The sequence below is a fragment of the Micromonospora sp. NPDC000089 genome (assembly GCF_042899365.1).
Classification (GTDB): Bacteria; Actinomycetota; Actinomycetes; order Mycobacteriales; family Micromonosporaceae; genus Micromonospora.
Genome location: NZ_JBIAZT010000005.1, coordinates 322,202 through 342,615, shown reverse-complemented (window position 1 = coordinate 342,615; position 20,414 = coordinate 322,202). Strand labels below are relative to the sequence as shown.

The 20,414-nt window shown below is 73.3% G+C and carries 22 protein-coding genes and 1 riboswitch; of the genes, 11 read left to right on the top strand and 11 right to left on the bottom strand.

The features are described 5' to 3' along the window. The first annotated feature begins 155 nt into the window (after positions 1 to 155). Positions 156 to 267: riboswitch (SAM riboswitch) on the top strand. Between the two features lie 247 nt (positions 268 to 514). The 3 genes from ACFY3U_RS13155 to ACFY3U_RS13145 are packed head-to-tail and all read left to right on the top strand — an operon-like array spanning position 515 to position 2,965. Continuing rightward, positions 515 to 1,369, top strand: coding sequence for an ABC transporter substrate-binding protein (locus tag ACFY3U_RS13155; RefSeq protein ID WP_387199736.1), 855 nt, complete (start codon positions 515 to 517; stop codon positions 1,367 to 1,369). Positions 1,370 to 1,406: 37 nt separating this feature from the next. Next, complete coding sequence (locus ACFY3U_RS13150; RefSeq protein WP_387199734.1) at positions 1,407 to 2,216, top strand: amino acid ABC transporter permease; 810 nt, start codon at positions 1,407 to 1,409, stop codon at positions 2,214 to 2,216. Further along, positions 2,216 to 2,965 (top strand): amino acid ABC transporter ATP-binding protein, encoded by a 750-nt coding sequence (locus ACFY3U_RS13145; RefSeq protein ID WP_387199731.1) that lies wholly within the window; start codon positions 2,216 to 2,218, stop codon positions 2,963 to 2,965. Before ACFY3U_RS13150 ends, ACFY3U_RS13145 begins: the two co-directional genes overlap by 1 nt. 67 nt (positions 2,966 to 3,032) lie before the next feature. On the opposite strand, the gene ACFY3U_RS13140 is transcribed toward ACFY3U_RS13145, so the two are convergent. The 7 genes from ACFY3U_RS13140 to ACFY3U_RS13110 all read right to left on the bottom strand — a co-directional run bounded on the left by ACFY3U_RS13140 (position 3,033) and on the right by ACFY3U_RS13110 (position 9,432). Then, positions 3,033 to 5,072, bottom strand: coding sequence for a glycogen debranching N-terminal domain-containing protein (locus tag ACFY3U_RS13140; protein ID WP_387199729.1), 2,040 nt, complete (start codon positions 5,070 to 5,072; stop codon positions 3,033 to 3,035). Beyond that, a complete protein-coding gene (locus ACFY3U_RS13135) occupies positions 5,069 to 5,446 on the bottom strand; it encodes an SCP2 sterol-binding domain-containing protein (RefSeq protein ID WP_387199726.1) in 378 nt (125 codons plus the stop codon). The genes ACFY3U_RS13140 and ACFY3U_RS13135 overlap by 4 nt, the downstream gene beginning before the upstream one ends. A gap of 176 nt (positions 5,447 to 5,622) precedes the next feature. Next, positions 5,623 to 6,576, bottom strand: a complete 954-nt coding sequence (gene tatC, locus ACFY3U_RS13130; protein WP_387199724.1) for a twin-arginine translocase subunit TatC — start codon at positions 6,574 to 6,576, stop codon at positions 5,623 to 5,625. 18 nt (positions 6,577 to 6,594) lie between these two features. Continuing rightward, a complete protein-coding gene (tatA, locus tag ACFY3U_RS13125) occupies positions 6,595 to 6,963 on the bottom strand; it encodes a Sec-independent protein translocase subunit TatA (protein ID WP_387199721.1) in 369 nt (122 codons plus the stop codon). 213 nt (positions 6,964 to 7,176) lie between these two features. Next, positions 7,177 to 7,425: a hypothetical protein gene (locus ACFY3U_RS13120; RefSeq protein WP_387199719.1), complete on the bottom strand. Its 249-nt coding sequence runs from the start codon at positions 7,423 to 7,425 to the stop codon at positions 7,177 to 7,179. 10 nt (positions 7,426 to 7,435) lie between these two features. Then, positions 7,436 to 8,434 carry a helix-turn-helix transcriptional regulator gene (locus ACFY3U_RS13115; protein ID WP_387199716.1) on the bottom strand — a complete coding sequence of 333 codons (999 nt, stop codon included), beginning with the start codon at positions 8,432 to 8,434 and terminating at the stop codon, positions 7,436 to 7,438. Further along, positions 8,431 to 9,432 carry a helix-turn-helix transcriptional regulator gene (locus ACFY3U_RS13110; RefSeq protein ID WP_387199713.1) on the bottom strand — a complete coding sequence of 334 codons (1,002 nt, stop codon included), beginning with the start codon at positions 9,430 to 9,432 and terminating at the stop codon, positions 8,431 to 8,433. Before ACFY3U_RS13110 ends, ACFY3U_RS13115 begins: the two co-directional genes overlap by 4 nt. A 107-nt stretch (positions 9,433 to 9,539) precedes the next feature. Here ACFY3U_RS13110 and ACFY3U_RS13105 point away from each other — a divergent pair, with 107 nt between their 5' ends. Together ACFY3U_RS13105 and ACFY3U_RS13100 are read left to right on the top strand one after the other, a co-directional pair. Continuing rightward, the gene (locus ACFY3U_RS13105) at positions 9,540 to 10,541 is read left to right on the top strand and encodes a cation diffusion facilitator family transporter (protein ID WP_387199711.1); all 1,002 of its coding nucleotides are present in this window, start codon (positions 9,540 to 9,542) and stop codon (positions 10,539 to 10,541) included. A 43-nt stretch (positions 10,542 to 10,584) separates the two neighbouring features. Next, positions 10,585 to 11,673 carry a DUF3866 family protein gene (locus ACFY3U_RS13100; protein WP_387199708.1) on the top strand — a complete coding sequence of 363 codons (1,089 nt, stop codon included), beginning with the start codon at positions 10,585 to 10,587 and terminating at the stop codon, positions 11,671 to 11,673. A gap of 90 nt (positions 11,674 to 11,763) precedes the next feature. Here the strand turns inward: ACFY3U_RS13100 and ACFY3U_RS13095 are convergent, their stop codons facing one another. The 4 genes from ACFY3U_RS13095 to rfbA all read right to left on the bottom strand — a co-directional run bounded on the left by ACFY3U_RS13095 (position 11,764) and on the right by rfbA (position 14,946). Then, a complete protein-coding gene (locus tag ACFY3U_RS13095; RefSeq protein ID WP_387199705.1) occupies positions 11,764 to 11,961 on the bottom strand; it encodes a hypothetical protein in 198 nt (65 codons plus the stop codon). Positions 11,962 to 12,023: 62 nt separating this feature from the next. Further along, complete coding sequence (gene pafA, locus ACFY3U_RS13090; RefSeq protein ID WP_387199702.1) at positions 12,024 to 13,382, bottom strand: Pup--protein ligase; 1,359 nt, start codon at positions 13,380 to 13,382, stop codon at positions 12,024 to 12,026. A gap of 68 nt (positions 13,383 to 13,450) precedes the next feature. Beyond that, positions 13,451 to 14,074 carry a dTDP-4-dehydrorhamnose 3,5-epimerase family protein gene (locus ACFY3U_RS13085; protein ID WP_387199699.1) on the bottom strand — a complete coding sequence of 208 codons (624 nt, stop codon included), beginning with the start codon at positions 14,072 to 14,074 and terminating at the stop codon, positions 13,451 to 13,453. Further along, a complete protein-coding gene (gene rfbA, locus ACFY3U_RS13080) occupies positions 14,071 to 14,946 on the bottom strand; it encodes a glucose-1-phosphate thymidylyltransferase RfbA (protein ID WP_387199697.1) in 876 nt (291 codons plus the stop codon). The genes ACFY3U_RS13085 and rfbA overlap by 4 nt, the downstream gene beginning before the upstream one ends. Before the next feature lie 88 nt (positions 14,947 to 15,034). Here rfbA and rfbB point away from each other — a divergent pair, with 88 nt between their 5' ends. Genes rfbB through ACFY3U_RS13050 form a run of 6 tightly spaced genes read left to right on the top strand, consistent with a single transcriptional unit; the run spans position 15,035 to position 20,332 of the window. Beyond that, positions 15,035 to 16,036: a dTDP-glucose 4,6-dehydratase gene (gene rfbB, locus ACFY3U_RS13075; protein ID WP_387199694.1), complete on the top strand. Its 1,002-nt coding sequence runs from the start codon at positions 15,035 to 15,037 to the stop codon at positions 16,034 to 16,036. Continuing rightward, a complete protein-coding gene (rfbD, locus tag ACFY3U_RS13070) occupies positions 16,033 to 16,920 on the top strand; it encodes a dTDP-4-dehydrorhamnose reductase (protein ID WP_387199691.1) in 888 nt (295 codons plus the stop codon). Before rfbB ends, rfbD begins: the two co-directional genes overlap by 4 nt. Then, the gene (locus ACFY3U_RS13065) at positions 16,917 to 17,303 is read left to right on the top strand and encodes a DUF2304 domain-containing protein (protein ID WP_387199688.1); all 387 of its coding nucleotides are present in this window, start codon (positions 16,917 to 16,919) and stop codon (positions 17,301 to 17,303) included. Before rfbD ends, ACFY3U_RS13065 begins: the two co-directional genes overlap by 4 nt. After that, positions 17,296 to 17,997 (top strand): glycosyltransferase family 2 protein, encoded by a 702-nt coding sequence (locus ACFY3U_RS13060; protein WP_387199685.1) that lies wholly within the window; start codon positions 17,296 to 17,298, stop codon positions 17,995 to 17,997. The genes ACFY3U_RS13065 and ACFY3U_RS13060 overlap by 8 nt, the downstream gene beginning before the upstream one ends. After that, positions 17,994 to 19,307, top strand: a complete 1,314-nt coding sequence (locus ACFY3U_RS13055; RefSeq protein ID WP_387199682.1) for a lipopolysaccharide biosynthesis protein — start codon at positions 17,994 to 17,996, stop codon at positions 19,305 to 19,307. The genes ACFY3U_RS13060 and ACFY3U_RS13055 overlap by 4 nt, the downstream gene beginning before the upstream one ends. After that, positions 19,304 to 20,332 (top strand): glycosyltransferase family 2 protein, encoded by a 1,029-nt coding sequence (locus tag ACFY3U_RS13050; protein WP_387199679.1) that lies wholly within the window; start codon positions 19,304 to 19,306, stop codon positions 20,330 to 20,332. The genes ACFY3U_RS13055 and ACFY3U_RS13050 overlap by 4 nt, the downstream gene beginning before the upstream one ends. Positions 20,333 to 20,414 lie beyond the last annotated feature (82 nt).

The window sequence follows — 20,414 nt, the reverse complement described above, 5'->3', positions numbered from 1 at the left end:
CCGCTCTGCGGATGCACCCCGTCGCGAACAGCTTCGACGAATCCGGTGCCCCCGGCCCGCCCGGCCGTCCACGGCCACCACGGGTAAGGGGCGGACGTGAGGGCCGTCATAACGGCTGGACGATCACCGTCGGGTTGCTGCTACCGTTTCCGGCAGGTCATGAGCGCCAGCGTCAAGCCCCGGCTCGCTGGCCGGCAACCCTCCGCCACGGTGGGGTGCTCCGGGTGAGGACCAGGCACCGGTGTGGCACCGGTGCAAGCGTGGCCTGGTTCCCAGGTCAGCACCGACTCTGGAGAACCATGTCTGCGCACCACCGCACCCCGCCGCCCGGCGTTCCGCTGACCCGGCGACGGCACGTCGACCTGATGCGGGTGTGCAGCGACGGCTGTCGCCGTCCCGCCGCGCAGTAGACGACTCGCCTTTCTCCTCGTACCACCGGCAACGGCGCGCCCGACGGGCCCGCCGCTCCCCGGCGTGCCCGCACGCCCGCCGACCGACCTCTCTGGAGTGACCCGTGCGTTTCCTTCCCGCCCTGTCCAAGGTGGCCGTCCTCGGCGCCGCCGCCGTGCTGGCCGCCACCACGCTGACCGCCTGCGGCGGCGACTCGTCCGCCGCCGCGGACAACCCGTACCGGCTACAGCAGCCGGGCGTGCTGCGCGCCGGCACGCTCACCGACGCGCCGCCGAACGTCTACCTCAAGGACGGCAAGTTCACCGGCTTCGACAACGACCTGCTCACCGCGGTGGCCGGAAAGATCGGGCTGAGGGTGGAGTTCGTCGGCACCGACTTCTCCGCGCTGCTGTCCCAGGTCAACAACCGCAAGTTCGACGTGGGCAGCTCCTCGATCACCATCACCGAGGCGCGGAAGAAGACCGTCGACTTCGGCAACGGCTACGACTTCGGCTACTTCGGGCTGGACGTGCCGGCCGGCTCGCCGATCACCGGCTTCGACCAGCTCGGCGGCAAGCGGGTGGTGGTCGTGCAGGGCACCGTGCAGGACGACTACGCCACCGGCAAGGGCCTGAACCCGGTCCGGGTGCCGGACTACAACGCGGCGCTCAACCAGCTGCGGTCCCGCACCGCCGACGCGTGGATCGCCCCGGCCGAGATCGGCGAGAAGTCCGCCGCGGACAGCGGCGGCAAGATCACCGTCGCGGCCAAGGAGCTCAGCCCGGCGCCGACCGCGTACGCGGTGGCCAAGGGCAACGACACGCTGCGCGAGGCGCTGAACAAGGGCCTCGACGAGGTCATCGCCGACGGCACCTGGAAGAAGCTGCAGGAGCAGTACTACCCGGGCCGGCCCATCCCGGCCGACTTCACCCCGGGCAGCGGCACGGCGGCGGCGCCGTCCGCGTCGGCCACCTCCTGACGGTACGAGACGACGAGCGAGCGGGGCGGTAGGTGACATGGAACCGTTGAGCACCCTCTGGGACACCTTCTTCGACTGGCGGTCGATGCGCGAGGCGTTGCCCGAGATGCTGACCGTGGGGTTGCCCAACACGCTGATCCTGGCGGTCACCGCCGCCGGACTCGGCTCGGTGTTCGGGATGCTGCTGGCCATCGGCGGCATCTCCCGTACCCGATGGCTGCGCTGGCCGGCCCGGGTCTACACGGACGTCTTCCGGGGCCTGCCGGCGGCGGCCACCATCCTGCTCATCGGCGTCGGCCTGGCCCCGCTCGGCCTGCGACTGTGGGGGCCCAACCCGTACCCGCTGGGCATCCTGGCGCTGTCGCTGATCGCCGCCGCGTACCTCGGGGAGATCTTCCGCTCCGGCATCCAGAGCGTGGAGGCCGCCCAGCTGGAGGGCGCGCGGGCGCTCGGCTTCTCCTGGGGCGAGGCGATGCGGCTGGTGATCGTCCCGCAGGGCGTGCGCCGGGTGCTGCCGGCCTGGGTCAACCAGCTGATCGCTCTGATCAAGGACTCCAGCCTGGTCTACTTCCTCGGCCTGCTGGCCAGCCAGCGGGAGCTGTTCCGGATCGGGCAGGACTACGCGGCCAACACCGGCAACCAGTCCGCGCTGCTGCTGGCCGGGCTGTGCTACCTGCTGCTCACCGTGCCGCTGACGCACGCGGTGAACGCCATCGACCGGCGGCTGCGGCAGGGCCGGCCGCCCGCCGCGCCGGACGACGAGCTGGCCCTGGCCGGCGAGCACCCGCTGCCCGGCGGTGTGCCGGCCGGCGGCGCGCTTTCCGACGGCGGACGAGAGGAACAGTGATGAGCATCGACACCGGCACCACCACCCCGGTCAGCCTGGCGGTGCGCGACGTGCACCTGGCGTTCGGCGCCAACCGGGTGCTGCGCGGCGCCGACCTGGACGTCGCGCGCGGCGGCACCGCCTGCGTGATCGGGCCGTCCGGCTCCGGCAAGTCGACTCTGCTGCGCACGATCAACCGGCTGATCGAGCCGGACTCCGGCGACGTGCTGCTGGACGGGCGCAGCGTGCTCGGCGACGACCCGGACGCCCTGCGCCAGCGGGTCGGCATGGTGTTCCAGCAGTTCAACCTGTTCCCGCACCTGAGCGTGCTGCGCAACGTCACCCTCGCGCTGCGCAAGCTCAAGAAGCTGCCCGAGGACGAGGCGGCCCAGCTGGCCCGGGCCCAGCTGGAGCTGGTCGGGCTGGCCGCCAAGGCCGACTCCCGCCCGGCGCAGCTGTCCGGTGGGCAGCAGCAGCGGGTGGCGATCGCCCGGGCGCTGGCGCTGCGACCGCAGGTGATGCTCTTCGACGAGGCCACCTCCGCGCTCGACCCGGAGCTGGTCAAGGGCGTCCTCGCGGTGATGGCGGATCTCGCCGCGGCGGGCATGACCATGGTGGTGGTGACCCACGAGATGGGCTTCGCCCGGCAGGTCGCCGACACCGTCGCCTTCATGGACAACGGGGTGGTGCTGGAGGCCGGCGAGCCGGCGGCGATCTTCGAGGCGCCGGAGCACCCGCGGCTGCGCCGCTTCCTGTCCCAGGTGCTCTGACCGGGCGGTCCGCGCCGACTCAGCTGTGGCGGTCGGCCGGCGCGGGCCGGGCCGGCAGGGCGCGGAGTCAGTCGCGGGTGGTGGCGATGGCGTCGATCCGGCCCCACCGGCCGGGGATGTCGAGCATCTCGAGCCGGCCGAACCGCGCCGGCAGGGCCGGCGCCACCACCAGGTGTTCGCCGTACGGTTCCAGGCCCAGCAGGGTACGCAGCAGCTGGATCGGGGCCGCCGTGGCCATCGCCTGCGGGCTGTTGGCCGTCGGGTACGACACCGGATAGCCGGTCTGCTCGCGACCGAACCCGGCGAACGCCTCCGGCAGCCGGCCCGCGAAGTAGCCGGCCGCGTCGATGATGCCCTCGGCGATCACGCCGGCCTCCCGGCGGAACCCGTACCGGTGCAGCCCGGCGGCGATCAGCGCGTTGTCGAACGGCCACACCGCACCGACGTGGTAGCCGAGCGGGTTGAACCGGGCCTCGCCGGCCGCCAGCGTGCGCACCCCCCACCCGGAGAACAGCCGCGGACCGACCAGGTGCCGGGCGACCGCGCCGGCCCGGTCCTCGTCCACGATGCCGCTCCACAGCAGGTGGCCGATGTTCGACGACAGGGCGTCCACCTGTGCGCCGTCGGCGTCCAGGGCCAGGGCGTAGTACTCGCCGTCGGCCACCCAGAAGTCCCGGTTGAACCGTCGCTTCAGCTCGGCCGCCTCCCGTTCCAGCCGGTCGGCGTACTCCGGGTCGCCCCAGCACTCCCGGGCCAGCCGGGCGCCGCGGCGCTTCGCGTCGTACGCGTACCCCTGCAGCTCGCAGGTGGCGCGCGGCAGGCCGGGCAGCCGGCCGTCCCGGTAGGAGATCGCCTCGGCGGACTCCTTCCAGCACTGGTTCTCCAGGCCGGTGCGCTCGTTGCGGCTCTGGTACCAGACGTACCCGTCGCCCATGATGTCGCCGTACTCGTCGATCCAGTGCAGCGCGGCCCGGGCCTCCGCCTCGAACTCCCGGGCGACCGCGACGTCCCCGCTCCACCGCTCGTACTCGTCGAGCAGGACGACGTAGAGCGGGGTGACGTCGGCGCTGCCGTAGTACGGCGAGTCCGGTGCCTCCTCGAACGCGGCCGGCTCGCCGTAGCGGAACTCCCGGAGGATCTTGCCCGGCTCCTCGTCCCGGAAGTCGTCCAGCACGGCGCCCTGGTCGATGCCGAGCATCCGCAGCGTCGCCACCGCCATCTCCGGCGCGACCGGCAGCACCTGCAGGCTGGTGAGGATGCTGTCCCGGCCGGTCAGGGTGGCCACCCAGGGCAGCCCGGCGGCCGGCAGCACCTCGTCCGGCAGGGTCAGCGGGGAGAACCGCAGGCCGGCCAGGTCGACCAGGCTGCGCCGGTAGGTCTCGGTGAACACCTCCCAGTCGCAGCTGATCCGGGGCGCCCGCGCCAACCATCGGTCGAGGTCGTGCCGCAGCTGGGACCGCGACCGCGGCCGATGGTGGTACAGGCTGGTCCGGACGTCCTGCCCGTCCGGGCGCAACACCGCACCGACCACCCGGACCACGGTCGTCCACCGCTCGCCCGGCGCCAGCCGGAACCGGAAGGTCACCCCCTGCTCGTCGATCTCCGCCGGCTCGGCCACCGACACCACCGTCTCCCGCCGGAACCGCTCCCGCCGGTAGGCCAGCACCAGGCGACCCGGCTCGACCCGCCGGTCCAGCCGGCCCACCGGCTGCCGCCGCTGCTGCACGGCGGTCACCGGCGCGAAGTCGGTGTCGGCGTCGACCCGCACCGTGTAGTCGACCGGTTCCGCGTCGTGGTTGATCACCGTCAGCCGCTCCTCGACCGCGCCGTCACTGAGCGACCGCTCCCGGATCACCGACGCCTTGGCGTCCACGTAGTGCGTCGGCACCCCCGGCACCAGGAAGAACCGCACCTCGAAGTAGTGCGGCTGGTCGACCGCCAGGGGGTTCAGCCGCTCCCCGTTCACGCTCAACCGCCAGTGAGACAGGAAGCGGGTGTCGAAGTCGAAGAAACCGCCCGGATTGTGCGTGCTGGCCTCGATGTCGCCGCTGCCCTCGCTCAGCACGAACATGTTGCCGTCCAGGATCCGGACCAGCTCGCTCCTCATCGCCGGACCCGCCTGTTGCGCACCAGCGACCGCGGATGGCGCGCCCCCGGTGGCGCCGGGAAGAGCCGTTCCAGGATCACCACGAAGCGGAACTGCCCCTCGGCGGTGATGTCGTTGCGCAACCACGCGGTCAACGGCTTGGCCTCGCCGAGCGCCATCCGGCGGAAGAAATCCTCGTCGGCGCCGATCACCGTGTCGGCGTCCCGCTCGTCCCGGGTCACCCGGACGGCGCCGCCACCGAACTCGACGAACCAGTGGTCGACCGTGTGCCCGTGCCGCAGGTCGAACCGGATGGTGCCGCTCGTCTTGGGCAGCAGCCGCTCGTGACCGTGGCGGGCCAGGTCGTCGAAGAACCGGGTGACCGTGTCCGCCATCGCACCACTTCCGCAGAGTCGACCGGCCGCCGTCGCGACGCGGCCCGCAAGTTCCGGACGCGGTCCTCAGCCTAGCCAGCGGTCCACCCCGGGCGGGGACGAATCGCAGGCGGCCCGGACGCGAACGACGCCGCCCCCGGGGATGCGGGAACGGCGTCGTCGGTGACCCGGGCGGGTCAGGTCATGTCGTCGTAGCGGGGCTCGATCGGCCGGGGCGCGGGGACCGGGGCGGGCGCCTCGATCGGGTCGGCGAAGTCGACCCGGGAGGCCACCGGGACGGGCTCGTCGTCCAGCTCCAGCGGCGACACCTCGTCGTCGTCCAGGCCGGCGTAGGTGTCTGTGCGGCGACCCTTGCGCCGGTCGTTGAGGAAGGCGATGCCGACCGCGCCGAAGTAGAGCGCGGAGAGGCAGACCGCCAGCGCCGTCATGCCGAACGGGTCGGGCGTCGGGGTGACCACCGCCGAGAAGGCGAAGAACACGAAGATCGCCACCCGCCACCAGCCGAGCAGCTTGCGCGCGCTGACCAGGCCGACGAAGTTGAGCATCAGCGCGACCAGCGGGAACTCGAACGCCACCCCGAACAGCAGGATCAGGTTGGTGACGAACCCGATGTAGCGGGTCACCTCGAGGGTGGTGGCGATGTCCGGCCCAGAGATTTCCAGCAGGAACTCCAGGCCCTTGGTGGTGACGAAGAAGGCCAGCACCGCGCCCGCGGCGAACAGCGGCGCGGCGAGGGCGGTGAAGATGTACGCGTACCGCCGCTCGTGCCGGTGCAGGCCGGGCGCGATGAACGCCCAGAGCTGGTAGAGCCAGACCGGCGCCGCGACGATCAACCCGACCCAGAGGCCGATCTTCAGGTTGAGCAGGAACAGGTCGGCCACGCCGAGCTGCACGAACCGACACTGCCCGGTGGCCTTGTCGATCGCCTGCGGCAGGTTGCAGTACGGCTGGGAGAGCAGGTGCCGCACCGGCTCGGCCAGCCAGATGCCGAAGCCGAAGCCGACCAGGATCGCCAGGGACGCACGGAAGAGACGGTTGCGCAGCTCACGAATGTGCTCGACGAGCGTCATCGAACCGTCGGCGGCCCGTTGGAACTCGCTCGGGCCGCGCTTGCGAAGCGCGAAGGCCACGGTGGTGGAGCCCCTCGATCAGTTGTCGCGGACGTGCTGCACCGGGTTGACCGGCTGCTGCTGCGGCTGCGGCGCGTACTGCGGCTGCTGAGCGTACGGCTGCTGCTGCGGCTGCGGGGCGTACTGCGGCTGCTGGCCGTACGGCTGCTGCGGCTGCGGGGCGTAGGGCTGCTGACCGTTGGGCGGCAGCGGCTGGTAGCCGGCCTGCGCGTCGGCCTTCTCGGCCAGGTCGCGGTCGTCGTCGTCGTGCAGGCTCTTGGTCTCCGCCTTGATGATCCGCAGCGAGCGGCCCAGCGAGCGGGCCGCGTCGGGGAGCCGCTTCGCGCCGAACAGCAGGATCAGCACGACCACGAGTACGGCGATGTGCCACGGCTTGAGGGCACCCATGGGAAGCTCCAGTCGCTCTGAGTCGAGGGTGTGTCGTAGCCCATCGTACGTGCGTCGAGGGGCATTGCCACCCGCCGGGCCACTGCCAACGGTGCCCGGCCGGTGAAGTCTTGACCACCCCGGAGCGTCCCGTCAACCGTCTGGACCCGTCCATCTGGGCCCGAATCGGGCACCGTCCGGGCGGCCGGCGCGCGGCGCACCGACCGGGATCGATCAGCTGCCCCGCTTGGCCCGGATCAGCTCGACCCGCCGCTGGGTGACGACGGAACGCTGCTGGAGCTCCTCGGCCCGCTCGCGGAGCGCCTCGGCGGTCACCCGCAGCGTGTCCGCCTCGGCCTGGCGGCGGCGCAACGCCAGCGCGGCCCGGCGTAGCCGGGGCAGCCGCGCCAGCACCGGGCGGACCGCCAGGGCCAGCACCAGGAGGGCGAACAGCACCACCGCGACCACGATCCACGTCACCACGGCGGTCAGCCTACTGGGTGACAGTCGGCAGCGCCGGGTCGGCCGCCGGCGCCGGGGTGGCGTACGCCTCCAAGGCGGCGGTGGCCTGGGCGCGTACCTGCTCGGCCAGCTCGGGCGGGGCGACCACGGTGACGTCCGGGCCCAGCCCGAGAACGAACCGGCGGGCCCAGCTCAGGTCGGTCACCCGCAGCGAGACCAGCCACTGGTCGCCGTCGGCCTCGATCCGCTCGCAGGGGTAGTACTCGGTGATCCACCGCTCGCCGCGACCGATCCGCACGGTGATCAGCGGCAGGTCGGGCGTCGGGCGGAACACCCCGTCGCGCAGGTCGTGCGGGCGGGCCTGCGGCGGCACCACGGCCGGCTCGTCCAGCTCGGTGACCGCGTCGATCCGGTCGGCGCGGAACAGCCGGACCGCCTCGGCCCGGCGACACCACGCCTCCACGTACGCCCGGCCGTCGACCATCAGCATCCGCAGCGGGTCGATGGTCCGCTCGGTGCTCTCGTCCCGGGCGGCGGTGTAGTAGGTGATCCGCAGCGCCCGGCGGGTCTCCACCGCGGCGCGCAGCTCCCGGACCCGGCGGGTCTCCCCCGGCAGCCGCACCTCGACCGGCGCGCCGACCAGGTCGCCGGCCGCGTTCTCGATCTTGGCGAGGGCCCGCTCGACGGCCTCCCGGTTGGCCACCCCGGGCGTCTCGGCGAGCATCCGCAGCGCCACCACCAGGGCCATCGCCTCGTCCGGGGTGAGCCGCAACGGCCGGTCGATGCCCGCGTCGTAGGTGATCGTCACCCGGTCGCCGTCGAACGCCATGTCGATCAGGTCGCCCGGGCCGTAACCGGGCAGCCCGCAGACCCAGAGCAGCTCCAGGTCCTCGCGCAGCTGGCGCTCGGTGACGCCCAGGTCGCCGGCGGCCTCGGCGATCTCGATGCCCGGCCGGGCCAGCAGGTAGGGCACCAGGTTCAGCAGCCGGGCCAGCCGGTCGGCCGAGGTGCGGGAGGCGGGTCGGGTCACCGGGCACCACCACCGGCGACGGCCAGCTCGTCGTGCCGGGCGGCGATCTCCTTGAGCCGCTGGATGACCGCCTCGCGCACCTCCGGCGGGTCGAGCACCCGCACGTCCGGGCCGTACCCGACGAGCTGGCCGGCCAGGTGGTCCGGGTCGGCGTACGGCAGGACCAGCCGGTCGCCGTCCGGGCCCGGCACGCTCCGCACGGCCCAGCGGCGCAGCCCGGCGGCCCGCCCGGGGGCGGCCAGCACGGTGGCCCGGCCGGGCCGCTCGACCGGGCCGGACCAGCGGGCCACGTGGCTGATCAGGTCGACGCCGACCGGTGGCTGGTAGCCGCCCGGCGCGCCGGTCACCCGGACCGCGCCGACCACCCGGGAGAGCCGGAAGCAGCGGGTGGCGTCCCGGTCCAGGTCGTGGCCGACCACGTACCACCGGCCGCGCCAGCAGACCACCCCCCACGGCTGCAGCCGGCGCCGGGCGGGGGCGTCCCGGTCGGGCACCCGGTAGTCGAACGTGACCTGGCGGCGGTCCCGGGCGGCGGCGGTCAGCGGCGCGAACGCCGGGTCGACCGTGACCATCGGCTCCAGGCCGAGGGTGGCCTGCGGGTCGACGTCGACGCCGGCGGCGCGCAGCTTGGCCAGCCCGGAGGAGGCGGCCGCGGCCAGCCCGGCGTGCTGCCAGAGCCGGGCGGCGATGCCCACCGCCGCGGCCTCGTCCGGCGCCAGCGGGATGTCCGGCAGCGCGTACTCCCGGTGGGCGATCCGGTAGCCGGGCTCGGCGTCGAAGACGCTCGCCGTGCCGGTCTCCAGCGGGACGCCCAGCTCCCGCAGCTCGGCCTTGTCCCGCTCGAACTTGCGCTGGAAGGCCTCGTGCTCCTTCGGGTCGTCCGGATCGTGCTCGTAACCGGGCACGGTCGCGGCGATCTGCGCGGCGGTCAGGAACCGTCGCGTGGACAGCAGGCAGATCACCAGGTTGACCAGGCGTTCGGTACGGCTGCGCGACACGGTTGAACGCTAGCAGCCCTCGCGCCGGCGGCGTGCACCCCGCGCGGGCGTGCCGGGTGTCGGACCTCGCCGAGCGGCGGCCGCCGGCCGGACCTAGGGTGAGCCCCATGTCCGAAGGTGACGTCAAGACCGAGAGCGTCGGCACCGTGGTGGTGGCCGGCGCGGCGAACCTCGCCATCGCCATCGCCAAGCTGGTCGCCGGGCTGCTCTCCGGCTCCGCGGCGATGCTCTCCGAGGCCGCCCACTCGGTCGCCGACACCACCACCGAGGTGCTGCTCTACCTCGCGCTGCGCCGGGGCGCCAAGCCCGCCGACACCCGACACCCCTTCGGGTACGGCAAGGAGAGCTACGTCTGGGCGTTCCTCGCCGCGCTGTTCACCTTCGTCGCCGGGGCCGGCTTCGCGATCACCCACGGCGTGACCACCATCCTGGTGCACGAGCACACCGGCAACTACCTTGTGTCGTACGTCGTGCTGGCGGTGTCCTTCGTCATCGAGTCGATCTCCCTGGCCCGGGCGGTCCGGCAGGTGCGCAACGAGTCCCGCCGCTGGCGCACCACCCCGCGCCGGTTCCTGCGGCTGACCGCCGACACCACCGTCAAGGCCGTCTTCCTGGAGGACAGCGCCGCGCTCACCGGCCTGGTGCTGGCCGCCGCCGGGGTGGGCCTGTCCCAGCTGACCGGCGACGAGCTCTACGACGGCATCGCCTCGATCCTGATCGGCGTGCTGCTGCTGGTGGTCGCCGCGATCCTGGCCAAGAGCAACGTCTCGCTGCTGGTCGGTCGGGCCGTGCCGGAGCGGCTGCACCGGGAGATCGAGCAGGCGCTCGTCGGGCTGCCGACGGTGGACCGGATCGACACCCTGATGACCATGCAGCTCGGCCCGGAGGACATCCTGGTCGCCGCCAAGGTCGACTTCCACGACGACGCCACCGGCGCGGACATCGAGGCGGCCGCCGACGAGGCCGAGCGCCGGCTCACCGAGCGCTACCCGGAGATCGGGTACGTCTTCCTGGACCCGACCCGGTCGATGCCCGGCCGGGAGGGGCGGGCCCGGCGGACCCAGGACGAGGCGAACCGGCCGGCCGACCAGCAGGCCGCCCAACCCTGACCCGATCCGTGCCCCGTCGCGGCCGACGGATAGCGTGCCGGCCATGGTGCGATGGCGGTCCGGAACGGTCACGGCGGTACGACGGCGCTGGGCCGGCGCGGTGGAGCTCGACGTCGCCCTGCCCGACGGCGCCGGCATGCGCGCCCTGGCGTACCCCGAGCTGGTCGGTGACCCGCGGGTCGGCGACCGGGTGCTGCTGAACGCCGGGGCGCTGCTGATGGGCCTGGGCACCGGCGGGTACGCCCTGGTCGTCGCCCTGCCCGACCGGCTGCCGCCGGACCCGCCCGAGGTCGGCCACGGCCGCGACGCCGGGCACCTGGTCAAGGCCCGCTACACCCCGCTGCAGCCGATCGTGCTGGGGGTGGACGAGCAGGCCTCACCGCACCACGAGCTGCTGGCCGGCGCCCAGGGCGTCGACGGCATGCCGGTGGTCACCGCCGACCTGCACTCGGCGCTGCCGGCGATCCTGGCCGGGGTACGCGCCGACGCGCCGGACGCCCGGGTCGCGTACCTGCTCACCGACGGCGGCGCGCTGCCGGCCTGGTTCTCGCGCACCCTGGCCGGGCTGCGCGGCGAGCTGGTCGGCACGGTCAGCGTCGGGCAGGCGTTCGGCGGCGACCTGGAGGCGAGCACCCTGCACAGCGGGCTGTTGGCCGCCCGGCACGTGCTGCGCGCCGACCTGGCGGTGGTCGCGCAGGGCCCCGGCAACCTGGGCACCGGCACCCGCTGGGGCTTTTCCGGGGTGGCGGTCGGGGAGGCGGTCAACGCGGTGGCGGTGCTCGGCGGGCGGCCGGTCGGCTCGCTGCGGATCTCCGCCGCCGATCCCCGTCCCCGGCACCGTGGGGTGTCGCACCACAGCCTGACCGCGTACGGCCGGGTCGCCCTGGCCGGCGCGGAGCTGGTGGTGCCGGCGGGCCTGGCGCCGGGGCTGGCCGCCGAGGTGGACGCGGCGCTGGCGCCGCTGGCCGCGCGGCACCGGGTCGTCACCGTGCCCGTCGACGGTCTCGACGCGGCGCTGCGGGCCAGCCCGGTGGGATTGTCCACGATGGGTCGCGGCCTGGACGCCGATCACGCCTACTTCCTGGCCGCGGCGGCCGCCGGCCGGCACGCCGCGGATCTCGCCACCCGCTGACCCGAGCCGACCTCGTCCGGGCCTGCGCGCGTCCGGGCGGGCGTCGGTGCGGCCGGCCCGGGGACGCCCCGGCAGGCGGGGCGCCGGGCGTCAGCCGGCCAGGAAGATGAGGGCGAGCCAACCCGCGACGATGGCGACCAGGGCCACCGTCAGCACCCAGGTCGGCACGGTGTACTCACCGCGGCGGTTGCGCTCGATCTCGCCGCGGATCTTCTCCCGGCGGCGCTCGACCCAGTTCAGCTTCTCGGTGCCGCCGCGCTCGCGGCCGGAGGGTTCGGAGGTGTTCATCGCCACGAAAGCGTACCGGCCGGCCGGCGGCCGGCGCGCGGGGCACCGGCCGCCGGCCGGCGTCACATGCTGGCGATCAGGCGCTCCACCCGCTCGTCGTACGCCCGGAACGGGTCCTTGCACAGCACGGTGCGCTGGGCCTGGTCGTTCAGCTTCAGGTGCACCCAGTCGACGGTGAAGTCGCGGCGCTTCTCCTGGGCGTGCCGGATGAACTCGCCGCGCAGCCGGGCCCGGGTGGTCTGCGGCGGGGTCTCCTTGGCCTCGAAGATCTCCGGGTCGGTGGCGATCCGGTCGACCTGGCCCCGGCGCTCCAGCAGGCCGTAGAGGCCCCGACCGCGGCGCACGTCGTGGTAGGCGAGGTCCATCTGCGCCACCCGGGGGTGCGACAGCGGCAGGTCGTGCTTGCGCTGGTACCGCTCGATCAGCTTCAGCTTGCTCACCCAGTCGATCTCCCGGGCCACCGGGTCGAGGTCGCCGGTCTCCACCGCCCGCAGCACCCGGCCCCACAGCTCCACCACCCGCTTGGCGGTCTGGTCGCCGCCCCGGCGCTCGACGAACTCGGTGGCCTTGGCCAGGTATTCCTGCTGAATCTCCAGCGCGCTGACCTCCTTGCCGGAGGCCAGCCGCACCTTGCGCCGGCCGGTGATGTCGTGCGACACCTCGCGGATCGCCCGGATCGGGTTCTCCAGCGACAGGTCGCGCATCACCACCCCGGCCTCGATCATCCGCAGCACGATGTCGGCGGAGCCGACCTTGAGCAGCGTGGTGACCTCGTTCATGTTGGAGTCGCCGACGATCACGTGCAGCCGGCGGTAGCGCTCGGCGTCGGCGTGCGGCTCGTCCCGGGTGTTGATGATCGGGCGGCTGCGGGTGGTCGCCGAGGAGACGCCCTCCCAGATGTGCTCGGCCCGCTGGGACAGGCAGTAGACCGCGCCGCGCGGGGTCTGCAGCACCTTGCCGGCGCCGCAGATCAGCTGCCGGGTGACCAGGAACGGGATCAGCACGTCGGCCAGCCGGCCGAACTCGCCGTGCCGGGACACCAGGTAGTTCTCGTGGCAGCCGTACGAGTTGCCGGCCGAGTCGGTGTTGTTCTTGAACAGGTAGATCTCGCCGGCGATGCCCTCGTCGTGCAGCCGCTTCTCGGCGTCGATGAGCAGCCCCTCGAGGATCCGCTCGCCGGCCCGGTCGTGGGCGACCAGGTCCACCACCGAGTCGCACTCCGGGGTGGCGTACTCCGGGTGGGAGCCCACGTCGAGGTAGAGCCGGGCGCCGTTGCGCAGGAAGACGTTGCTGGATCGCCCCCACGACACCACCCGGCGGAAGAGGTACCGGGCGACCTCGTCGGGGGACAACCGCCGCTGCCCCCGGTAGGTGCAGGTGACGCCGTACTCGGTCTCAAGCCCGAAGATTCGCCGGTCCATGGTGTGACATTAGCCGCCCGGAGGCCCCGTTCGTCACTGTCACCGCACTCATCGTGCGCTCCGGTCGATCAAATCCCGTCCGAGTGCGACATTCCGTCCGGCCCGATCCCGGCCACGAACGCCCGGCACTCGTCGTACCGGGGCAGCAGGCCGGTCCCGATCGCCTCGGCGAGGGTGGGCGCGGCCTCGTCCCGGGCGGACAGCTGCGGGGTCCCGGCCGGCCAGTCGATCGCCAGGTCCTCATCCAGCGGGTGCACCGCGTGCTCGCCGGTCGGGTTGTAGGTGGCCGAGCAGAGGTAGCTCAGCGTCGCGTCGTCGGTCAGCGCGCAGAAGCCGTGCCCCAGCCCCTCGGCGAGGTAGACCGCGCGGCGGTCGACGTCGTCCAGCCGGACGCCCTCCCAGCGGCCGAAGGTCGGCGAGCCGACCCGCAGGTCGACGATCACGTCGAGCACCGCGCCCCGCACGCAGCTGACGTACTTGGCCTGGCCGGGCGGGACGTCGGCGAAGTGGATGCCGCGCACCACGTCCTTCGCCGAGACCGACAGGTTGCCCTGGGCCAGCCACAGCGGGTGGCCGACCGCCTCGGCCAGCCGGTCGAAGCGGTACCACTCCATGAACATCCCGCGCGGGTCGCCGTGCTGCCGGGGGGAGACCTCCCAGGCGCCCTCGATGCTCAGCGGCCGGATCTTCACCGCGGGGCCTCCGACTCCAGCAGGCCGAGCAGGTAGTCGCCGTAGCCGCTCTTGGTCAGCGGCTCGGCCAGCTCGCGCAGCCGCGCGTCGTCGATCAGGCCGGCCCGCCAGGCCACCTCCTCGACGCAGCCGATCTTCATGCCCTGCCGCTCCTCGATCACCCGGACGAACTCGGCGGCCTGCATCATCGAGGTGAAGGTGCCGGTGTCCAGCCAGGCGGTGCCCCGGTCCAGCACGGTCACCGACAGCTCGCCGGCCGCCCGGTACGCCTCGTTCACCGCGGTGATCTCCAGCTCGCCGCGGGCGCTCGGGGTGAGCCCGCGGGCGATCTCGACCACCCGGTTGTCGTAGAAGTACAGCCCCGGCACCGCGTACCGGGACTTCGGCTTCTCCGGCTTCTCCTCGATCGACAGCACCCGGCCGTCGGCGTCGAAGTCGACCACGCCGTACGCCTCCGGGTTGGCCACCGGGTACGCGAACACCCGGCCGCCCACCAGCTCGGTGTTCGCGGCCAGCTGCGTGCCCAGGCCGGCGCCGTGGAAGATGTTGTCGCCGAGGATCAACGCCACCGAGTCGTCCCCGATGAAGTCGGCGCCGAGCACGAAGGCCTGCGCGATGCCCTCCGGGCGGGCCTGGGTGACGTACTCCAGGCGCAGCCCCCACTGGCTGCCGTCGCCGAGCAGCCGCTCGAACTGGGCCTGGTCCTCCGGGGTGGTGATCACCAGGATCTCCCGCACCCCGGACATCACCAGCGTGGACAGCGGGTAGTAGACCATCGGCTTGTCGAAGACCGGCATCAGCTGCTTGGACACGGCCCGGGTGATCGGCCACAGTCGGGAACCGGTGCCACCGGCAAGAAGGATTCCGCGCACGCCGGGAGCCTACCGGCAGCGCCCCGAACCGGACGTCGGGGTGCAGGTCCCCCGCCGGCCCGGACGGGTCGCGTACACTTCCGGTCCCGTGAGGATCCTCGTCACCGGCGGAGCCGGATTCATCGGGTCGGAGTACGTTCGCATGCTGCTGGGGGCGCCCCTCGGCGACGCCACGGGCGTTCCCGCGCTCGAACCGGCCGCGGTGACCGTGCTCGACAAGCTGACCTACTCGGGCAACCTGGCGAACCTCGCGCCGGTGCGCGACAACCCCCGGCTGCGCTTCGTCCAGGGCGACATCTGCGACCCGACGCTGGTCGACGAGGTGGTCGCCGGTCACGACGTGGTCGTGCACTTCGCGGCGGAATCGCACGTCGACCGCTCGATCGCCGGCGCCGCGCCGTTCGTCACCACCAACGTGCTGGGCACCCAGACCCTGCTGGACGCCGCGCTGCGGCACGGCACCGGCCGCTTCGTGCACGTCTCCACCGACGAGGTGTACGGCTCGATCGACGAAGGATCGTGGACGGAGACCTGGCCGCTCGCGCCGAACTCCCCCTACTCCGCCTCGAAGGCCGGCTCGGACCTGCTCGCCCTGGCGTACCACCGCACCCACGGCATGGACGTGGTGGTCACCCGCTGCTCGAACAACTACGGGCCGTACCAGTTCCCGGAGAAGGTCATCCCGCTGTTCGTGACCAACCTGCTCGACGGCGGCACCGTGCCGCTCTACGGCGACGGCGGCAACGTCCGGGACTGGCTGCACGTGCACGACCACTGCCGGGGCATCGCGCTGGCGCAGCTCAAGGGGCGCGCCGGCGAGGTCTACAACATCGGCGGCGGCACCGAGCTGAGCAACAAGGAGCTCACCGGCCGGTTGCTGGAGGCGTGCGGCGCCGACTGGGACCGGGTGGTCCCGGTCGCCGACCGCAAGGGCCACGACCGCCGCTACTCGCTGGACATCACCAAGATCAACAGCGAGCTGGGGTACGCCCCCAGCATCGACCTGGAGCGCGGCCTGGCCGAGACGGTGCAGTGGTACCGGGACAACCGGGCCTGGTGGGAGCCGCTGAAGGCGGCCCGAGCGGCATGACCCGCGTCCTCGTCACCGGCGCCGGTGGCATGCTCGGCCGGGACCTGCTGGCCGTGCTCGCCACCCGACCCGACCTGACCGTCACCGCCACCACCCGGGCCGAGCTCGACGTCACCGACGCCGACGCCGTCCGGGCCACCGTGGCCGGCCACGACGTGGTCTTCAACGCCACCGCCTGGACCGACGTCGACGGCGCCGAGCGGGCCGAGGCAGCGGCCACCGCGGTCAACGGGGACGCCGTGGCGCACCTCGCCCGCGCCTGCGCCGAGGCCGGCGCCCGACTGATCCACCTCTCCACCGACTACGTGTTCGCCGGCGACGCCACCAGCCCGTACCCCGAGGACGCGCCGACCGACCCGATCAACGCGTACGGCCGCAGCAAGCTCGCCGGCGAGCGGGCGGTCGCCGAGTTCCTGCCCGACACCGGCTACGTGGTGCGCACCGCCTGGCTCTACGGCGCGCACGGGCCCAACTTCGTGGCCACCATGCTGCGGCTGGCCGACCAGCGCGAACACCTCGACGTCGTCGACGACCAGCAGGGCCAGCCCACCTGGTCGTACGCCCTGGCCACCCAGCTGGTCGGGCTCGCCGACGCGGCGCTGGCCGGCCGGGCCCCGGCCGGGATCTACCACGGCACCTGCTCCGGCCACACCACCTGGTACGGCCTGGCCCGCGCCACCTTCACCCTGGCCGGCCTCGACCCGGACCGGGTCCGGCCCACCACCAGCGACCGGTTTCCCCGTCCGGCCGCGCGCCCGGCGTACAGTGTGCTAGGGCACGACCGCTGGGCCGCCGCGGGGCTGCCCCCGCTGCCGGACTGGCGTGACACGCTGTCCGACGCCTTCGACTCAGCCGCTCCACCCGCCCCGTGGAAGGTCGCATGAAGCTCACCCTGGTCACCGCACTGACCGGCCTGGTCCTGCTGGCCACCATCGTCGAGCTGTTGCGCCGACGACAGCTGCGCGAAAAGTACGGCATGCTCTGGCTCGGCGTGCTGGTCATCATCATTCCGCTGTCGCTGTTCCCCCGGCTGCTGGACAACGTCGCCGGCTTCTTCGGGGTGGTCTCCGGCGTCAGCCTGGTGCTGTTCCTCGGCATCGTCTTCCTGCTGCTGGTGTGCGTGCACCTGAGCTGGGAGGTCAGCGCGCTGGAGGAGGAGACCCGCACCCTCGCCGAGGACTTCGCCCTGCTCCGCGCCCAGGTGGACGCGGAACGGGCCGCCCGGATCGCCCCCGCCCGAGACGAACTGGTGTCCCACGATGGTTAACGGCAAGCGCACCCTGATCATCATCCCCGCGCTCAACGAGTCCGGCTCGATCGCCGACGTGGTCGGCGAGGTCCGCGGCGAGCTGCCCGGCGTCGACGTGCTGGTGGTCGACGACGGCTCCACCGACCGGACCGCCGCCGTGGCCGCCGCGGCCGGCGCCCGGGTCGCCAAGCTGCCGTACAACCTCGGCGTGGGCGGCGCCATGCGGCTGGGCTACCGGTACGCCCGGGACAACGACTACGACGTCGCCGTGCAGATCGACGCCGACGGGCAGCACGACCCCCGGTACGTGCCGAAGCTGATCGACCTGCTCGACGACAACGACCTGGTGATCGGCGCCCGGTTCGCCGGCGAGGGCGACTACAGCGTCCGCGGCCCCCGCCGCTGGGCGATGGTGATGCTCTCCGCGGTGCTGTCCAAGGTCGCCCGGACCAAGCTCACCGACACCACCTCCGGGTTCCGCGCCGCCAACCGACGGGTGATCGAGATGTTCGCTGGCTGGTACCCGGCCGAGTACCTCGGCGACACCGTGGAGACGCTGGTGCACACCGCCCGGCGCGGCTACCGGATCCGCCAGGTGCCGGTGGCCATGCGCAAGCGGATGGCCGGCACCCCCAGCCACTCCCCCGCCAAGGCCATGATCTACCTCGGTCGCGCCTTCGCGGTGCTCACGCTGGCGCTCATCCGCCGGTGATCCGCCGGCTGCTCAATCTCGTCCCACCCGGCACCCTCGCGGTCGGCGCCGGGCTGGCCCTGCTCGGGCTGGCCTCGTACGTCCACCTCGCGGTCGCCGGGCACAATTTGGCCAAGGCCGACTACTCCTCCCTGTCGGTGCTCTGGGCGATCGTCTTCACCCTCGGCATCGGCGTGTTCCTCCCCGTCGAGCAGGAGGTGGCCCGGGTGGTCGCCGGCCGGCGCACCCGGGGCCAGGCGGCCGGCCCGGTGCTCACCCGGGGCGCGATCCTGGCCGGCGCGGTCCTCGTGGTCATGGTGGGGGTCGTCCTCGCCCTGCACCGGCAGCTCACCGACCGGTTCTTCGCCGGCGACGACACCATGGTCACCGTGCTGATCGGCGCGCTCGCCGCCATGGCGGTCGCCTACACCACCCGCGGCGTGCTCTCCGGCCTCCAGCTCTTTCCCTGGTACGGCACCCAGCTCGGGGTCGACGGCGGCCTGCGGATCGCCATGGTCGCCCTGCTCGGCCTGACCGGCGTCACCGACCCGATCTGGTACGGCGTCGTGCTGGTCATCGCCCCGCTGCTCGGCGTGCTGGCCACCCTGCCGCCGGTGCTGCGCGCCATCGGCGGCGGCGTGCCGGTGGCCTGGCCGGCGCTGCTGCGCGGGCTCGGCCTACTCACCGTCTCCAGCCTGCTCTCCCAGGTCGTGGTGAACATCGGTGTGATCAACGTCCGGCTGCTCGACCCGTCCGACGAGACCACCGCCGGGGCGCTGCTGTCCGCGCTGGTGCTGGTGCGCATCCCGCTGTTCGTCTTCGCCTCGCTGCAGGCGTCCCTGCTGCCCGGCCTGGCCACCGCGGCCAGCAGCGACGACCTGACCGGGTTCCGCGCCCAGCTGCGCCGCGCGCTGGGGATCGTAACCGCGCTGGGCGTCCTCGGCGCCCTGGGCGCGGTGCTGCTCGGGCCCTGGCTGGTCCGCACCCTGTTCGACACCGCCGACGTGCTCGACCACGGCGACTTCGCCTGGCTGGCCGTCGCCACCCTCGCCTACCTCTGGGCGATGGTGCTCGGCCAGGGGCTGCTCGCCCTCGACCGGCACCGGTCCCAGGCCCTGGCCTGGGTCGTCGGGGTCGCCGCGCTGGCCGCGGTGACCGCGTACCCGGCGCCGCTGGCGCTGCGCGTCGAGCTCGGCTACGCCGTCGGTTCGGTGGTGGTGGCCGCCGTGATGGCCGTGCTGCTGCGCTCCGGCCCCCGCACCACCCCCACCACCCCCGCCCGGCCGGTCGACGAGGCCGTGGCGACCGGAGCGACCGGAGGCATCCGATGACCCGCCCGCTGGTTTCCGCGGTGATGCTGGCGTACGGCGCCGAGCCGTACCTGGTGGAGGGGGCCCGGGCCGTGCTCGCCTCCACCGACGTGGAGATCGAGCTGATCGTGGTGGACAACGGCTGCACCGGCGACGGCATCGACGTGGTCAAGGGCTTCCCCGGCGTCCGGGTGATCCGGCCCGAGGAGAACACCGGCTACTCCGGCGGCTGCCGGGTCGGCGCCGCCGAGGCGACCGGCGAGTGGCTCGCCTTCGTCAACTCCGACGCCATCGTCGCCCCCGACGCGCTCGCCAAGGTGGTCGCGGTGGCAGGCGTTCCGGGCGTCGGCGCCGCGATGGCCTCCATCCGGCTCGCCGAGAACCCCGAACTGATCAACACCTCCGGCAACCCGCTGCACTTCATGGGCCTGTCCTGGGCCGGCGGCAACGGCGAGCCGGCCAGCGCGCACGCCGTCCGCACCAGCGTGCCGTCGCTCAGCGGCTGCTGCTTCGTGATCAACCGGGAGCTGTGGCGCGAGCTGGACGGCTTCGCCGCCGAGTACTTCGCCTACCACGAGGACACCGAGCTGAGCCTGCGGCTCTGGCAGCGCGGCCTGCGCGCCGAGTACGTCCCGGACGCCGTGGTCGCCCACCACTACGAGTTCTCCCGCAACTCGCTCAAGCTCTACCTGGTCGAGCGGAACCGGCTGATCTCGCTGTTCACCGCGTACGAGACCCGGACGCTGGTGGTGCTCGCCCCGATGCTGCTGCTCACCGAGGCGGCCCTGCTGGTCGCCGCGCTGCTCGGCGGCTGGGGGCGGGAGAAGGCCCGCGGCTGGCGCTGGCTCTGGGACAACCGGGCCTGGCTGCGCGCCCGCCGCCGGCGGCTGCAGGCGGAGCGGACCGTCCCGGACGGCGTCATCGCCGAGCTGATGACCGCGAAGGTCGACGCCTCCAACGTCGAGTCGCCGCCCGGCATGAGCGCCTACAACGTCATCGCCGCCGGCTACTGGGCCCTGGCCCGGCCGCTGCTGCGCCGGCGCTGAGCCTGATCGAGGCCGCTCCGCTTGATCGGCGCCGCTGCGAAGCCGTCCGGCACGCCGGGCGCTCGGCGCTGCTCGGCGGGGC

Coding starts and splice junctions, on each gene's coding strand:
- ACFY3U_RS13060 (WP_387199685.1), top strand. CDS start 17,296: ATGGTTAACGGCAAGCGCACCCTGATCATCATCCCCGCGCTCAACGAG.
- tatA (WP_387199721.1), bottom strand. CDS start 6,963: ATGGGTGCCCTCAAGCCGTGGCACATCGCCGTACTCGTGGTCGTGCTG.
- ACFY3U_RS13050 (WP_387199679.1), top strand. CDS start 19,304: ATGACCCGCCCGCTGGTTTCCGCGGTGATGCTGGCGTACGGCGCCGAG.
- ACFY3U_RS13135 (WP_387199726.1), bottom strand. CDS start 5,446: ATGGCGGACACGGTCACCCGGTTCTTCGACGACCTGGCCCGCCACGGT.
- ACFY3U_RS13065 (WP_387199688.1), top strand. CDS start 16,917: ATGAAGCTCACCCTGGTCACCGCACTGACCGGCCTGGTCCTGCTGGCC.
- ACFY3U_RS13095 (WP_387199705.1), bottom strand. CDS start 11,961: ATGAACACCTCCGAACCCTCCGGCCGCGAGCGCGGCGGCACCGAGAAG.
- rfbD (WP_387199691.1), top strand. CDS start 16,033: ATGACCCGCGTCCTCGTCACCGGCGCCGGTGGCATGCTCGGCCGGGAC.
- ACFY3U_RS13150 (WP_387199734.1), top strand. CDS start 1,407: ATGGAACCGTTGAGCACCCTCTGGGACACCTTCTTCGACTGGCGGTCG.
- ACFY3U_RS13100 (WP_387199708.1), top strand. CDS start 10,585: ATGGTGCGATGGCGGTCCGGAACGGTCACGGCGGTACGACGGCGCTGG.
- ACFY3U_RS13145 (WP_387199731.1), top strand. CDS start 2,216: ATGAGCATCGACACCGGCACCACCACCCCGGTCAGCCTGGCGGTGCGC.
- ACFY3U_RS13140 (WP_387199729.1), bottom strand. CDS start 5,072: ATGAGGAGCGAGCTGGTCCGGATCCTGGACGGCAACATGTTCGTGCTG.
- ACFY3U_RS13105 (WP_387199711.1), top strand. CDS start 9,540: ATGTCCGAAGGTGACGTCAAGACCGAGAGCGTCGGCACCGTGGTGGTG.
- pafA (WP_387199702.1), bottom strand. CDS start 13,382: ATGGACCGGCGAATCTTCGGGCTTGAGACCGAGTACGGCGTCACCTGC.